Annotated in this window: 14 protein-coding genes; 9 read left to right on the top strand and 5 right to left on the bottom strand. The window is 38.6% G+C overall.

The genetic code is table 11. The features are described from left to right. Positions 1–49 precede the first annotated feature (49 nt). Genes cysM through ASF86_RS13275 form a run of 4 tightly spaced genes read left to right on the top strand, consistent with a single transcriptional unit; the run spans position 50 to position 5,551 of the window. Complete coding sequence (gene cysM, locus ASF86_RS13290) at positions 50–982, top strand: cysteine synthase CysM (RefSeq protein ID WP_004641224.1); 933 nt, start codon at positions 50–52, stop codon at positions 980–982. Positions 983–994: 12 nt separating this feature from the next. Continuing rightward, positions 995–1,813: a 3'-5' exonuclease gene (locus ASF86_RS13285; RefSeq protein WP_017391245.1), complete on the top strand. Its 819-nt coding sequence runs from the start codon at positions 995–997 to the stop codon at positions 1,811–1,813. A gap of 9 nt (positions 1,814–1,822) precedes the next feature. Then, entirely contained in the window at positions 1,823–3,214 is a 1,392-nt protein-coding gene (rlmD, locus tag ASF86_RS13280) for a 23S rRNA (uracil(1939)-C(5))-methyltransferase RlmD (protein WP_056482773.1), read from the top strand. Between the two features lie 30 nt (positions 3,215–3,244). Beyond that, positions 3,245–5,551, top strand: a complete 2,307-nt coding sequence (locus ASF86_RS13275) for a RelA/SpoT family protein (protein ID WP_003655013.1) — start codon at positions 3,245–3,247, stop codon at positions 5,549–5,551. A 46-nt stretch (positions 5,552–5,597) separates the two neighbouring features. Here ASF86_RS13275 and ASF86_RS13270 read toward each other — a convergent pair whose 3' ends face one another. The 5 genes from ASF86_RS13270 to ASF86_RS13250 all read right to left on the bottom strand — a co-directional run bounded on the left by ASF86_RS13270 (position 5,598) and on the right by ASF86_RS13250 (position 10,363). Continuing rightward, the gene (locus ASF86_RS13270) at positions 5,598–6,602 is read right to left on the bottom strand and encodes a CsgG/HfaB family protein (RefSeq protein WP_056482770.1); all 1,005 of its coding nucleotides are present in this window, start codon (positions 6,600–6,602) and stop codon (positions 5,598–5,600) included. A gap of 71 nt (positions 6,603–6,673) precedes the next feature. Then, positions 6,674–7,276, bottom strand: coding sequence for a penicillin-binding protein activator LpoB (gene lpoB / locus ASF86_RS13265; protein ID WP_056482767.1), 603 nt, complete (start codon positions 7,274–7,276; stop codon positions 6,674–6,676). A gap of 53 nt (positions 7,277–7,329) precedes the next feature. Then, positions 7,330–7,740, bottom strand: a complete 411-nt coding sequence (locus tag ASF86_RS13260) for a YcfL family protein (protein ID WP_056482764.1) — start codon at positions 7,738–7,740, stop codon at positions 7,330–7,332. A 19-nt stretch (positions 7,741–7,759) separates the two neighbouring features. Then, positions 7,760–9,073: a COG3014 family protein gene (locus ASF86_RS13255; RefSeq protein WP_056483198.1), complete on the bottom strand. Its 1,314-nt coding sequence runs from the start codon at positions 9,071–9,073 to the stop codon at positions 7,760–7,762. A gap of 516 nt (positions 9,074–9,589) precedes the next feature. After that, positions 9,590–10,363: an SDR family oxidoreductase gene (locus ASF86_RS13250; protein ID WP_056482762.1), complete on the bottom strand. Its 774-nt coding sequence runs from the start codon at positions 10,361–10,363 to the stop codon at positions 9,590–9,592. 112 nt (positions 10,364–10,475) lie between these two features. Between ASF86_RS13250 and mazG the strand changes: the two genes are divergently transcribed. The 5 genes from mazG (at position 10,476) to panB (ending at position 14,579) form a co-directional block, all read left to right on the top strand. Beyond that, the gene (gene mazG / locus ASF86_RS13245; protein WP_056482759.1) at positions 10,476–11,282 is read left to right on the top strand and encodes a nucleoside triphosphate pyrophosphohydrolase; all 807 of its coding nucleotides are present in this window, start codon (positions 10,476–10,478) and stop codon (positions 11,280–11,282) included. Next, the gene (locus tag ASF86_RS13240; protein ID WP_056482757.1) at positions 11,251–11,655 is read left to right on the top strand and encodes a ComEA family DNA-binding protein; all 405 of its coding nucleotides are present in this window, start codon (positions 11,251–11,253) and stop codon (positions 11,653–11,655) included. Before mazG ends, ASF86_RS13240 begins: the two co-directional genes overlap by 32 nt. 125 nt (positions 11,656–11,780) lie before the next feature. Next, positions 11,781–13,244 (top strand): polynucleotide adenylyltransferase PcnB, encoded by a 1,464-nt coding sequence (pcnB, locus tag ASF86_RS13235; protein WP_056482754.1) that lies wholly within the window; start codon positions 11,781–11,783, stop codon positions 13,242–13,244. Further along, complete coding sequence (gene folK, locus ASF86_RS13230; protein ID WP_056482751.1) at positions 13,241–13,723, top strand: 2-amino-4-hydroxy-6-hydroxymethyldihydropteridine diphosphokinase; 483 nt, start codon at positions 13,241–13,243, stop codon at positions 13,721–13,723. Before pcnB ends, folK begins: the two co-directional genes overlap by 4 nt. A 46-nt stretch (positions 13,724–13,769) precedes the next feature. Continuing rightward, on the top strand, positions 13,770–14,579 hold the full coding sequence (gene panB, locus ASF86_RS13225) for a 3-methyl-2-oxobutanoate hydroxymethyltransferase (RefSeq protein ID WP_003655024.1): 810 nt from the start codon (positions 13,770–13,772) through the stop codon (positions 14,577–14,579). Positions 14,580–14,582: the final 3 nt, after the last annotated feature.

The raw sequence follows: 14,582 nt of genomic DNA, 5'->3' as shown, positions 1-14,582 counted from the left end.
ACCGAGCATTTTTTCATACAATAGGCCCACCTCGATATAGGTATTGATCATGAGTAATACACAACCTGACTTTTTAGCCGACGAATTTTTGTTAGATCACTATGTAGGTAAGACACCTCTAGTTCGTTTGCAGCGATTAGCTTCTCATACGCAAGCGACGGTTTTAGCAAAATTGGAAGGTAATAATCCAGCAGGTTCTGTAAAAGACCGTCCTGCATATAACATGATTATGCAGGCAGAAAAACGTGGTCAAATTAAGCCAGGTGACACTTTGATTGAGGCAACCAGTGGGAACACGGGTATTGCTTTGGCAATGGTTGCTGCAATGCGCGGCTATAAAATGAAACTTATTATGCCAAACAATATGAGTCAGGAGCGTAAAGATGCGATGCTGGCTTATGGTGCAGAGCTGATTGAAGTAACGCCACAGCAAGGGATGGAAGGTGCACGTGATTTAGCCTTGCAAATGGAAAAAGACGGTAAAGGGCACGTTTTAAATCAGTTTGGTAATCCTGATAATGTTGAAGCTCATTACTTAACGACAGGCCCTGAAATTTGGAAACAAACAGGTGGGAAAATTACCCATTTTGTAAGCTCAATGGGTACAACCGGTACTATTATGGGTGTTTCTAAATATTTAAAAGAACAAAACCCAGATATTCAGATTGTTGGTTTACAACCAGCAGATGGATCAAGTATTGCCGGTATTCGCCGTTGGCCAAAAGAATATTTACCTACTATTTTTGATAGTAGCCGTGTGGATCGTACCATTGATATCCCACAAATTGATGCTGAAAAAACCATGCGTAAATTAGCACGCATGGAAGGCATCAGTGCGGGTACATCTTCAGGCGGTGCAGTATGGGCATCCATCAAGATTGCAGAAGAAAATCCAGATGCTGTTATTGTTTGCATTATCTGTGACCGTGGCGATCGCTACTTGTCTACAGGACTGTTTTCAGTACAGGACGATAACTCATAATTGAGAGAAATAATGCGTTTCCCAACCTTAGTTTTTGATATTGAAACTTTAACTGATTTAAAAGCGGGAGCGCATTTATATCATCTTGATTTGCCAGAGGCTGATGTAGAGCAAGCGTTGACTAAACTGCGCCGTCAAGAATCAGGCATGGATTTTCAGCGCTTACCTTTGCACGAAATTGTTTGTATTTCTGGTCTATGGATTGATGAATCAGGTTTTAGATTGTTTTCTTTTAGTCGTGAACAATATTCTGAAGCCGAAATTTTACAGAAATTCTTGTCAATTTTTGATAAGCGTCATCCGACTTTAGTGAGTTGGAACGGCTCGCAATTTGATTTACCCGTCATTCTATTCCGTGCCATGTATCATGGGCTTTCTGCACCGGGCTTGTTTGATCAAGGTGAGATTGATAGCCAGAAGCGTTTTAATAATTACCAAAACCGTTATCACCATCGCCACATTGATTTAATGGACGTGATGGCAATGTTTAACGGGCGTAATTTTCAAAAGCTTGATGATATTGCCTGCATTTTAGGTTTGCCGGGTAAGCGCGGTGAGTCGGGTTATCATGTGCCGGAATATGTCCGTACGCAGCAGTGGTTAAAACTGACCAGCTATTGTGAAGGAGATGTACTTAATACATGGTTCGTCTATGTACGTTGGTTGTTATTAAAAGGACAATTAACTGTAGATGAGCATAATGATTGGGTAAACTCTAGTATTGATTATTTAAAAAATATTCCTCAGCAAGCAGATTTTCTTGAAGTATGGGAACGTACCTCAAAACATACTGAATTTACTTCACATTATTTTAATCCTTTAGATTTTTAGGTTCATCCTTTGAAACAACAAGCCAAATCTCGCAAGCCCCAACAACCTGAATATATTTTTCAGGTTGAAACACTTTCTCATGAAGGGCGGGGAATTGCGCATTATGGTTCTCATCCTGATCATCCCGCAGATAAGCATGGCAAGAAAGTTTTTATTCGTTATGCATTTCCCGGAGAAACTGTAAAGGCCAAGATTACCCATCAAGCAAAGCGTCTTGAAGAAGCTGAGATGGTGCAGTTGTTAGGAGAACCGTCAACTCATCGTATAGATGCAATTTGTCCTCATTATGGTATTTGCGGCGGCTGTAGCATGCAGCATATCCATCCTGATGAACAAATCCGTTTAAAACAAAGTGTGCTCCAATCACATTTACAGCATTTTGCAGGTATTCAACCTGAACAGTGGCTAGAGCCGATTCGATCTTTACAAAGTGATTATCGCCGTCGAGCACGAATTGGTGTGCGCTATTTGCCGAAGCCAGATCGCTTAATTATGGGGTTTCGTGAACATCATAGTAATCGCTTAACTTCTATCCATAGCTGTAGCGTTTTGGATAAAAATTTATCAAATAGTTTGCCTGAGTTGCGTATTTTACTCCAAAGTCTAAAAGGCAAAGCGCATATTGGTCATGTAGAATTAGCAAAAGGTGATCATGAAATTTCTTTATTGGTTCGTCATGTAGAAAAATTAAACAATTCTGATGTCAACCAATTAAAGCAATTTGCGTTAGACAAAGGGTGGCAGTTGTATTTGCAACCTAAGGGTCCTGAAAGTATTCATCGTATTGATGATGAAAAAGGTGCTTTACGTTTACATTATGCTTTAGAGAGGTTTAATGTAAATTTTGCTTTTTCGCCATTGGATTTTACGCAGGTCAATGCCACAGTAAATGAACAAATGGTTCAATTGGCATGTGAATTGCTTCAATTGCAACCAAGTGAAAAAGTACTTGATCTATTTTGTGGTTTAGGCAATTTCTCACTCCCGTTAGCACGATGTGTTGGTGAGAGTGGGCAGGTTGTTGGTGTGGAAGGGAGTGAAGAAATGGTTCAACGGGCAACAGCTAATGCAAAATGCAATAGTTTGGTGCAGGCAACCTTCTTTTCACAAGATTTAACAAAAGATTTTTCGCATCATTCTTGGGCAAATCAAGGATTTGATGCATTATTGATTGATCCTCCTCGTGCTGGTGCATATGAAATTATGCAGTATGTATCAAATTTTGGAGCAAAAAGAATCGTTTATGTATCATGTAATCCAGCTACACTGGCAAGGGATGCAGGTGTTTTGGTCCAATATGGTTACCAGTTAAAAAAAGCAGCGGTGATGGACATGTTTACGCACACAGAACATGTTGAATCCATTGCACTATTTGAAAAAATTCAAGAGATAAACGATTAAAAACATGAGTTACATATTGAGGAGAATGGTATGGTCACAGTACGTGAACAGTTACCTGAACAACTAACTGAGTTGTCCGAGGAAACGACTGTAGAGCATGCCGCCGAAACGCAAATCGGTTTAGCCTCATGGTTGGATCGAGTGCGTGAAATATTAGATGGGGCGAAGCTTGAACAGCTTGAAAAGGTTGCGAATGAAACCCTGCAAAAAGAGTTAGAATCAACGGTTAATCATCGGTCCAATACTTTCGCTACTGGCGTTGGAATGGCCGACATTTTGGCACATCTCCATGTAGATGAAGATACTCTATCGGCAGCCATGCTCTATCGTAGTGTGCGTGAAGACATTACTGATATAGAAGAAGTAAAAAAGAAATTTGGAGATCAGGTCTATAACCTTGTCAAAGGCGCTTTGGCAATGGGTAAACTATCTGAACTCATTGAAAAAAATAAGCGGTTAGAAGACCACTTCAATAACAATCAACGAGAACATTTAAGTGGCATTTATAAAATGCTGATTTCGGTCACCGAAGATGTTCGTGTTGTTTTAATTAAACTTGCTGAACGTACCTATTCTTTACGAGAGCTTGCAAATTCCTCTCGTGAACGTCAAGAACGCGTAGCACGTGAAATTCTTACTATTTATTCGCCATTGGCACATCGACTCGGTATTGCTCAGCTTAAATGGGAACTTGAAGATCTCGCTTTTCGCTATTTAGCTCCAGATCGTTATAAAGAAATTGCGTCATTACTGAATGAAAAACGTTTAGAGCGTGAACATTATATTCAGTTCGTGATTGATCGTTTAAAAAATGAGTTGGCGTCTTACGGAATCGAGTCAGAAATCACAGGTCGGGCAAAGCACATTTATTCGATTTATCGAAAAATGAAAAGCAAAAACCTGAGTTTTGATCAGCTCTATGATATTCGTGCTCTGCGTGTATTAGTCAATAGTGTCCCTGAGTGTTACCACTCATTGGGTATTGTTCATCAAATCTGGCGTCATATTCCGCATCAGTTTGATGACTATATTACCAACCCAAAAGCAAATGGTTATCGCTCTTTGCATACCGCTGTAATTGCCGAAAATAAATCGCTTGAAGTACAAATTCGTACTCATGAGATGCATGACGAAGCAGAGTTGGGGGTATGTTCGCACTTTAACTATAAAGAAGGTTCAAAGAATACCGACCATTCCTTTAACCATCGTTTGCATTCATTGCGTGCTGTTCTAGAGCACTACCAAGAACGCAATGAAACGACAGTACATCAAAACGAAGATGAAACAGAAGGCTTTGATCAACTACAAGATTTTGAAGGTTTTGAGAAGATTTATGTTTTTAGTCGTGATGGTGATATTAAGGAATTGCCTCGTGGCTCGACAGTTTTAGATTTTGCTTATCATGTGCATACAGAAGTAGGGAACAAGTGTTACGCAGCGCGAGTTAACCAGCGTTATGTGCCATTAACCTATACTTTAAAAACTGGTGAGCAGGTTGAGATTTTAACTAAAAAAGATCGTGATCCAAACCGAGATTGGTTGGTCAATTCTTTAGGTTATATTAAAACCTCTCGTGCTCGTGACAAGCTACGTCATTGGTTTAGACAGCAAGATCGTAGTAAAAATCTTGAAGTTGGCCGTGAACTTCTTAATAAAGAGTTAGCTCGTCTAGCGATTCACCCAAAAAGTATCGACCTAAATGATTATTCATCACATTTTAATGTAAAAACAGGTGATGACATTTTGGTGAGTCTGGTAAGCGGTGATATTAGCTTACATGCCTTGATTAATCAGGTGAACCGCCAAATGCATCTAGATCAGGATGAACCTGAACTAGTGCTTAAACCAGCATTAAATCCACGTGCTAGCCATACATTGTCGGCTCATGGAATTTTAATTGATGGTTTAGACAATGTAGAGCTGCACATTGCTCAGTGCTGTCAGCCCGTGCATGGTGAATCAATCGCTGGATATATTACTTTGAACCGTGGTGTCAGTATCCACAAAGTCATTTGTTCAGATTATCAGCGTATGATTAAGCAGGAACCAGAGCGTGCTGTTGAAGCCGATTGGGAAATGCAGCCAACACGTGGTCAAAGCGTTCAAATTGTGGTTGAAGCTTATGATCGTCGTGGTCTGCTTAAAGACTTAACTCAAGTGATTTTCTCTGACCAAATCAATATTCGTCAGGTTAATACAATTTCTGAAGCAGATGGTATTGCCAATATGAAGTTGTTAATTGAGGTTAAGGGTTTAGCACAGCTTTCTCGTTTGTTGGCTCGGTTAGAGCAGCAACCTGGAATCATTAGTGCGCGACGCATGATCCAAGGTGTTTAATTAAATTTAGTAATAAAAAAGGCTGTCATTTGACAGCCTTTTTTATTTACCAGTGAATTGGTTTTTCGCTAGAACCTGAAGGAAGATCTGCATCTGATAATGGCGAAGAATTTATCTGATTCTCAAAACTATCTTGGTTTTGAGAATAGTGATTTGATTTCAAAGATAAACCACGTAATACATCATTGACCACTTGATCTGCGAAAATTTCGGTACTAGAAGGTGGAGTATCTTGTGTGACTAAATTACCAACATTTGCTTGCGGTGGTTGCTTAATAGAACCAGCGGCTGCAATTTTGCCTGTATTTACTTCGATCACACGCCAGTTAAGTTTAATTGCATCACGTTCAGCAGGAACTGTACCGTAAAAAGATTGACCCTGAACAGTACGTGCTTCATTAATTCTACCGACGAGAATATAGTCTGCACCTACTTTTTGGGCAATTCTTGCCATTTCTGATGGCGCACCATCCCAAGCGAGGAATGCATTTTCACTTGCCATTTCTTCAATATAATCTCGACTTACTAAGCTTAGTTGTCGTGAATTTGCCATTTGTGTACCAATTAGGTCCGCGACTTCTTGCACAAACTCATATGGGTCTTCACCCGATGCTAAGTTAAATTTTGACTCAACAACTTGAAAAGGAAAAACCGCCATTCTTCGTAAATGTTGATCAGCTACATTTGATTGATATTTACTAATATAGGCTCGAACCCGAGCTTTATAATTTTTGCCTGAACCAGAAACACTAAGAACTTGAAAGCGATTAATGGCACCTGATGATTCGGTTTGGACACTAAACATAGGCGAGCTTTTGCCTTGATATGACCAGTGGTGATCTGTCATAACCATATTAACTTCTTCAGCCATCCCCATTTGTGAACTTACTTTTGTTCCATTCACAGATTGAGCCGCAGTAAGTAAAGCTTCTGCAATAGCTTGTTGCTGGGTTGGCCCACTACCTGAAGCTTCTTTCATCACTTCTTGTAACGCGGCAAAACTAGAGGTGGCAGTAAGACTTAATAGTACTGCACAAAATATTTTTCTCATAAAGGCTCTTTTTATTTATATAGCATAGCAACCGATAAGTGCCATGCTATAAAGGAATTAACTAGAAAAGCTTATAAGCCGAAAGTTGATTTTTTTGCAGATTTGCGGATTTCTTTTTCACTGGTCCACTCAACGATTCCAGTTTTTAAATTCAGTAGTTTTAAAGTGAATTTATAGTAAACATCACTTTTGCCGCCTGAGTTTTTAACGATGCTAGATAAGTTACCATTCAGCATATACTCAGCACCAATCTGTGAGCCAGACTGTACGGCAGTACGTTTATCTACCATTCCGCTACGTTGTTGATACGCCATCTGGTCTGCTACTGCACCTACAGAAGTCATGTCTACAAAGCGGAATTTTCCTGAATTGATTAAACGGTTTTGAATCGTATCTGTAATAGACTCTGTATCGATATGCTCTTGAGATTTGTTCTTAATTTTGTCAACAAATAAAACAGGACGACGATTTTTTGTCATGTCAATAATTGGTGGAAAGGCGAGCATGTCATCCACCATTTTTGTTGCAATTTGCTGCAAGTCCGTCGAACCAAAATCTTTTGTTAAAGTTTCAACAGATTGTGCATCACCATAGCTAACAGTTTGTGAAGCACAGCCAGAAAAAAGTGCAGCGCTACTCATTGCTGTAATCATGAATAGTGATTTAATTTTCATTAAAATGTCCTGTATCTATCTTTAAATAATGTTGTGAATTTAGGTTTAAAAACTTAATCTTTTTTCATGTAAATCAATACATCGACCGCACTAGGGTTGGGAGCAACAGATTGAATGGTTTTAACTTCACGACCTTGTAAACTAATGGGCTTCCAAATAGCGCCTTCTGGATTAATTTCAGTTCCTTCTGCATCAAACCATACAACTTTGTATTGAAAGTCTTGGGCATAGAACCAACCATTCTTTAATGCAAGAGAGGCACGTTTGATATCACCTAAAGTAGTCATGTTGACTCTACTAACACCAATGCGAGTAGCTAAAACAGGGTTGCTTGTCTGAGTTCGGACAGTACTTTTACCTGTTACGATATCTGTTTTTGTTTGCATAGCATTTGGAGCTGTACAACCCGTAAAAAATACGGATGTAATTGAGAATAGGCTTAAATAAATTACGGCCTTTTTCATTTTGAAGATCCTTTAATCATTAATGAGTAATAGCAAAACTATCGGTTAAAATTTCTTGATTTGCTTCAATGCCGTGAATGAACACTGTTTGATTTGGTTTTACATTAATATTGAGTTCTTGAGTCATATAGCCATTCTTTAGTTGGATCGTATGAGTGCCTGTTGGTAAAGTGAGACGAGCAACTTGAGCGTTACTTGGTAAAGTATTCCACGCACGAACATCAGCTTTTTCAGAAGCTGTGTTATAAATATTTCCAGCGATTTGACCAATAGCGCCGAGTCTGTTCCCAAGTTCTTTTTGCACCATATATTTTGCTGTCGTACGTGCAATTTGTGAGGCCATATTAGCTGCTACATTTTCTTTTAGTGTTTTTACAGCTAATGCACCTATATCAGTTAAGGTCGAAGTATTTGTTACCGGTCTGCCATTTACAAACACCTGAAGATTGGAGGGGCTTGTGTAGGTCGCAGGATTATAGCTAGCAAAAGAAATATTGACTAAGCCATTTGGAGTAGGCAAGGCTAGCGTGTTAGGAATTTTTTGCGGTACTAAACCTTGTTCTAAAAAAATTACAACTGGATATTGTTGAGATTTCTTATTAGAGGAAGTGTCTAAACGTTTGACATCATTTTTAATAAAATCATTAGGTTGTAATTCGTAAGCTTTTTTGAAATCAACTAGGGCATCATTTTCTTCCCCAAGAGCCTCCCAAAGAGTAGCTGCCATATAAAATGCATAAGCATTTTGATATGTATTTTTAACTTTCCCAGCGATTGTATCTAAGCCAGCAAAAGCTTCATCAAAGTTTTGATCGTTATCGGAGCCAGCTTTTTCTTTAGCTTTCTCCGCTTCTTTTGTATGAGCGAGTTCAATTTCACGCTGAATGCGTTGGGCAATACGCATTTCTACACCAGCACTTTCTACATTGTTAAGAGCTATAAAATTAATTGCTTGATATACATGAGCCAAAACTTGCTCATACTCAGGGATCTTATAGGGAATAATGCTGTCATTACTTACAAGTGAAAAAGCTTTAAATCCAAGTTCTGAAGCACTGATCTTTGCTTTATTATTCCTTTGTTCTAACAGAGCAAACGCAGCTTCGAAGGATTGTTTACTTTCTTCATACTGATGATTAGCTTGTTGCAAACGAGCTTTTTCAAGTAGGTAGAGTGCTGCATCACTGCTTTTGACTTTTTTATCTAAAAACTTATGAGTTTCTTCTGGAATGGGTTGGTTGATATTTGCACGGAAGCTTTGAGCTGTTTGATTGTAATCATCAAAAAAACCAGCGTGAGCGATAGGAAAAAGACTGCTGAATAGAGCAGTGATAAGAAATTTTTTGTGTAGTTGTGATTGTTTATTTATTAGAGAATTTGTCACAAAAAACACCCATAAGTTTACAAAAATAAACGAACTATAATTTTATAAGATGAGTATTTCAATAATTTTATTTATTATTAGTTTTATGTATTCTATTGAAAAATAACCGCAAAGGCTTATGTAATATAGCATTGAATGTTTTTGAAGTTTTATATTTTAAGTGTTTATTTGTTTGATAAATCATCTAATTAAATTTTTATAATAATTTGAATCTTAACTATTGACGTGTATTTGAAATTTTATTTAGATTTAAATGAATTTGTAAGTTTAAATAATTGAAGTAGTTGGTTTTTGCTAATATTTATGTTTTGTTTTTTTAGATTTTTTAATCAGTTGCTGCTTTTATTTATTTTTATTTGAGCTTTAGATTTAGAATAACTTAAATTTTAGTATTTTTAATTATTGTATTATGAATATATTTTTAAAAAAAAGGCTGTCAAATGACAGCCTTTTTTTTATATTGGATTATTTTCTCGATAAATAAATGTTGGTGAGTCGATTTAAAAACTGAGGGCTTAAAGTCGAGAGCTGATAAAGTAGTTTGGTTTTTATGCCAACAGGAGTGTGAGTCGGAGTCCAGAAATGAGCCTTTTTCTCTACAAGCGTAAGCACCTGCTGAGCAATATCATTTGGAGTTAAATCTATCCCCATATTTTGAATAGTGCCTGCATCCATATTGTTAACCATTGCAGTTTGCACAAACAGCGGCATCACATCTAAAACGCGAATACCATATTTTTTCCATTCCACATCTAAACCTTCTGTAATTCCGCGAACAGCAAACTTACTGGCTGAATAAGAAATCAAATCGGCTTGTCCATAAATTGCAGAAGCTGACGAAAGATTGATAACACGTGCAAAAGACGCTTGCTTTAAATAAGGTAGGGCAGCGTGACAGCCATTGATGACACCGTTTACATTAATATTTATTGTTCTTTGATGAGCTTTAATATCAGTCGTTTCAAATGCGCCAGAATATAAAATACCGGCGTTATTTACCAAGATGTTAAGTTCGCCAGCCCAGTCAGTAAACTCTTTTAATATGTGTTGCCATTGGTTGTAATCACTTACATCTAGATAGCCAGCATATGCATTTGGCCCTAAGTCACTTGCCAGTTTTTGAGCAAGCGACTCATTAATATCATAAATGCCTACTTTATATCCCTGTTGGTAAAATACACGTGCAATTTCTGCCCCAATACCTTGAGCGGCGCCACTAATCAGAATACTGTGTCTCATCTTTTTTCTCTTTGTCAGTACAATAGTGCGACTGATTTAATCGCTTTGATTTTGATCATAACAAATTAAGATCTTAGTTTTACTGACCGACTTTTTGAACTTGAGGGTTACCATGGATAAGTTGCTTAAAATTATGCAAGAGTTACGTGAGAAATGTCCGTGGGATCAGGCGCAAACACCCATGACTCTTACGAAATATGCCATTGAAGAGGCCTATGAAGTCGAGGCGGCCATTCGTCAGGGCGATATTAATGAAATCAGAAATGAGCTAGGCGATTTGTTATTACAAGTCGTGTTTCAATCACAAATGTTTAGTGAGCAAGATGCTTTTAATTTTCAAGATGTTGTTGAGGCAATAAGTGAAAAGTTAATTCGCCGCCATCCACATGTTTTTCAGGCAGATCAATTTAATAACTTAAGTTCTGAACAAGTAAGTGAACTCTGGAAACAAATTAAACAACAAGAAAAACAAGGAAAGATTCAATCACGATTAGATGAGCTAAAGCATGGACCAGCACTATTACAGGCACAAGAGATTCAAGAAAATGTAGCAAAAGTTGGGTTCGACTTTGAAACCGTAGAAGATGCTTATACAAAACTAGAAGAAGAGCTGGATGAGTTCAAACAGGCACTAAAAAATCAAAATATGGATGAAATCCAAGATGAGTTTGGAGATTGCCTGTTTTCATTAGTCAATGTAGGACGTAAACTTGCGATTTCAAGTGAAACATCACTTTTATCAACAATACATAAATTTAGAAGCCGTTTTGCTTTTATTGAAGATCAAGCGAAAAAACAGCAAAGAACATTAGATGACATGACCTTGTCTGAAATGGATGAATTGTGGGATCAGGCAAAGCGGCAGTTAAAATCAGGGGAAAAAACACATGCAGCTCAGCATCAATCTTTGGAAGAGTAAGTATTATATTTTTATTGTTTTATTTTGGAGCCTGATTTCATCAACACTGATTCAGGCCCAGTCTTTTGATCAAAATTTTAAGGAGTGGAAAGCTAAACAGCAGATGTATGATCAGAAGTTAAGCACGCAGCATTCCTCTCTCTCTAATGCCCCAAAAAGTTCAACAATGACTGATTCTTCAGGGCAAGTTCACTTGAATCAAGCCAATATTGATGAGCTTCAAAAGCTAAAAGGGATTGGTGAGAAAAAGGCTCAGGCGATTGTAGAATACCGCCAAAAGAATGGTGGTTTTAAAAATATTGATGAATTTAAAAACGTAAAGGGCATTGGTCCAGCCATTTTTGAAAAGAATAAAACGCGGTTGAGTTTATAAATCATGTGTTTGTCAATTGTCATTTCATGCGCAAACTACAGAGAATCAAATTGCCCTTTGTGTGCGTTAGAGCTATGATTAGCGACAACTTGTTATTTACGTCCTGACGTAGGAGACAGCGTCTTTTGCAAACCTTGCGAGCGTCAAAATGTGGTTTGTCCACAGCCCAACTTCCTTCTTCGATTTTAGATGTGATCGATAGCCTGACTAAAGCTGGCTATGAAGCTTATATTGTTGGGGGTGGTGTCCGTGATTTAATGCTAGGGTTTAATCCTAAAGATTTCGATGCAGTCACCAATGCGACACCTTCTCAAATTAAAGAAGTTTTTGGCCGACGTTGCCGAATCATTGGTCGTCGATTTGAATTGGCACATGTCTATTCAGGACGTGAGCTGATTGAAGTTGCAACATTCCGTGCCCCTCCTAAAAAAGCAGTTACGAGTGCCTCAGGCATGATTTTACGTGACAATAACTGGGGTACCATCGAACAAGACTTTGCTCGACGTGACTTTTCTATCAATACCTTATATTACCAACCGCGTAAGGCTATTGTGCTCGATTTTTGCAAAGCAATTGACGATGTTAAAAACAAAACTTTGCGTTTATTGGGTGATCCAACACAGCGTTTTGAAGAAGACCCTGTGCGTATGCTGCGAACTCTACGCTTTGCAGCCAAGTTAAATTTCAAAATTGATTCAAATATTCTCGATATATTTGATGCTGAAATGACGCAATTATTGCGTGATGTCTCGCCGCATCGTTTATATGATGAATCTCAGAAGCTGTTCACAATGGGACATTTGGCGCGTGTTCTGCCAATGTTGATTGAGTTCGGTGTCTGGAAGCAACTTTTTGCCGATATTCAGCCTAATCTCACTGCATTTATTTTAAGAGCAGCAAAGAATACAGATCAACGTATACAAGTGGGTAAGACAATTAATCCTGCGTTTTTCTATGCAGTTTTATTGTGGCAGCCGTTTTTAGAGCGTTGTGAATTTTATTTATCTAAAGGTATTGTGCCGACCGAAGCTCGTGCACAGGCTGGTTTAGATGTCTTAAAACGCCAAGCGACACGTACAGTTATTCCACGTTTTGCAGAAACTTTTATCCGTGAAGTTTGGGAAATGCAGACTCGTTTGCTCAATCCAAAACCACAGCAAATAGAAGCATTGGCAGGGCATGCTCGCTTCCGCGCTGGTTTTGACTTCTTATTACTCCGTGAAAAGTCAGGTGATGACACAACACAAGGAATGGGAAGCTGGTGGGAATCGTACCAAGAAATGTCAAATGACGAAAAAGAAGCTGCTATTAGCCAATATAATCGTCAGAAAGCTAGAAACCGTCGTAAAGCTGCTGCTGAGCCTATTGAAAATAATAAAGTTGAGACGGAAATTGAACCTTTGGTTGATATTCCGGAACTACGCACTCGCCGTGGGAAAAAAGAACGTACTAGACAAGATCAGGCAGTAAGCCGATTTGTTGAAAAAGCGACTGCTTTGGACGCAGGCGTGATGGGCGATCATCCAATTTTAAAACGTAAGCGGGTACAACGCGATTTAAGCCAAGTTGTTTTTGGGCCAACGCAATGACAATAACCACTTATATTGGTTTAGGAAGTAATTTAGGCGATTCACGTCAAATTTTATCTGAAGCCATTACCAAGCTTAAAACCTTAGGAATGGTTAAAGTTTCTAGACTTTATCAAAGTCCACCTATGGGGCCTCAAGACCAGCCAAATTATTTAAATGCAGTTGCAGAATTAAATACGGATCTTGCGCCTTTAGATTTGCTCGATCATTTACAACGTTTTGAGCAAGAGGCTGGTCGTGTACGACTTCGTCGTTGGGGTGAGCGAACCTTAGATCTGGATTTGCTTATATATGGCAATGAAAAAATCCAAAATGAGCGCTTAACTGTGCCGCACATAGGAATTCTACAACGAGATTTTGTTGTAATTCCCTTATTAGATTTAGATGCAGATTTACAACTGAATGGTCAGCCACTCAAAGATTTAGAGCTGATACAGCAGCCGACACTGACTGTACTTGCTGATGAGTCTTGGGCTTAAGCTCTCGATTCATTATGTTCTGCGAACTCCTGTAGAGGATATCATCATGATTAGTCTAAGTGACTTAAGAAAATTTAAAACCGAAGGACGCAAGTTCTCTTGCCTGACTTGTTACGATGCAAGCATGGCAAAAGCAATGGAACTTGCTGAAGTTGATACAATCTTAATTGGTGATTCTCTTGGAATGGCAATTCAAGGGCGAGATTCAACTTTACCAGTAACCGTTGAAGATATGGCTTATCATACGGCAGCGGTTCGTCGTGGTAATCAGCATGCATTGATTATGACCGACTTACCATTCATGAGTTATGCAACCTTAAATGATGCTTTGCAGAACTCAAGAACAGTCATGCAGGCTGGCGCTCAAATGGTGAAAATCGAAGGCGGTGCATGGTTAAGTGAAATCGTGCAGGTTTTAACCCGTAATGGCGTACCTGTTTGTGTACATTTAGGCTTAACACCTCAATCTGTACATGTATTTGGTGGTTATAAATTACAAGCGAGAACACGTGAAGCGGCAGATCAACTCATTGCTGATTGTACAGCAGTAGTTGAGGCGGGTGCGTCGGTGTTATTACTTGAATGTGTACCTGCTCAGTTGGGACAAGAAATTGCTGAATTATTCCCAAATACACCTGTAATTGGTATTGGTGCAGGTAATGCAACTGATGGTCAGGTATTGGTTGTACAAGATATGTTAGGTTTAACTTTTGGTCGAGTTGCACGTTTTGTACGTAACTTTATGAAAGAGCAATCAGGTGAAACTGCTATTTTAGATGCGTTTAAAGCTTATCATGCTGCGGTACTTGATCAGTCATTCCCTGCTAAAGAACATACTTTTCACGTTGAGCTGTAATTC

Origin of the sequence: Acinetobacter sp. Leaf130, assembly GCF_001423205.1 — a bacterium.
GTDB classification, from domain to species: Bacteria; Pseudomonadota; Gammaproteobacteria; order Pseudomonadales; family Moraxellaceae; genus Acinetobacter; species Acinetobacter calcoaceticus.
The sequence above is the reverse complement of the archived record's forward strand: the minus strand, read 5'-3'. Positions and strand labels throughout refer to the sequence as shown.

Bases quoted from the DNA above. Each gene is read 5' to 3' on its own strand.
- panB (WP_003655024.1), top strand. From the start codon at position 13,770: ATGATTAGTCTAAGTGACTTAAGAAAATTTAAAACCGAAGGACGCAAG.
- ASF86_RS13260 (WP_056482764.1), bottom strand. From the start codon at position 7,740: ATGAAAAAGGCCGTAATTTATTTAAGCCTATTCTCAATTACATCCGTA.
- ASF86_RS13270 (WP_056482770.1), bottom strand. From the start codon at position 6,602: ATGAGAAAAATATTTTGTGCAGTACTATTAAGTCTTACTGCCACCTCT.
- folK (WP_056482751.1), top strand. From the start codon at position 13,241: ATGACAATAACCACTTATATTGGTTTAGGAAGTAATTTAGGCGATTCA.
- cysM (WP_004641224.1), top strand. From the start codon at position 50: ATGAGTAATACACAACCTGACTTTTTAGCCGACGAATTTTTGTTAGAT.
- mazG (WP_056482759.1), top strand. From the start codon at position 10,476: ATGGATAAGTTGCTTAAAATTATGCAAGAGTTACGTGAGAAATGTCCG.
- ASF86_RS13240 (WP_056482757.1), top strand. From the start codon at position 11,251: ATGCAGCTCAGCATCAATCTTTGGAAGAGTAAGTATTATATTTTTATT.
- lpoB (WP_056482767.1), bottom strand. From the start codon at position 7,276: ATGAAAATTAAATCACTATTCATGATTACAGCAATGAGTAGCGCTGCA.
- ASF86_RS13250 (WP_056482762.1), bottom strand. From the start codon at position 10,363: ATGAGACACAGTATTCTGATTAGTGGCGCCGCTCAAGGTATTGGGGCA.
- ASF86_RS13275 (WP_003655013.1), top strand. From the start codon at position 3,245: ATGGTCACAGTACGTGAACAGTTACCTGAACAACTAACTGAGTTGTCC.
- ASF86_RS13285 (WP_017391245.1), top strand. From the start codon at position 995: ATGCGTTTCCCAACCTTAGTTTTTGATATTGAAACTTTAACTGATTTA.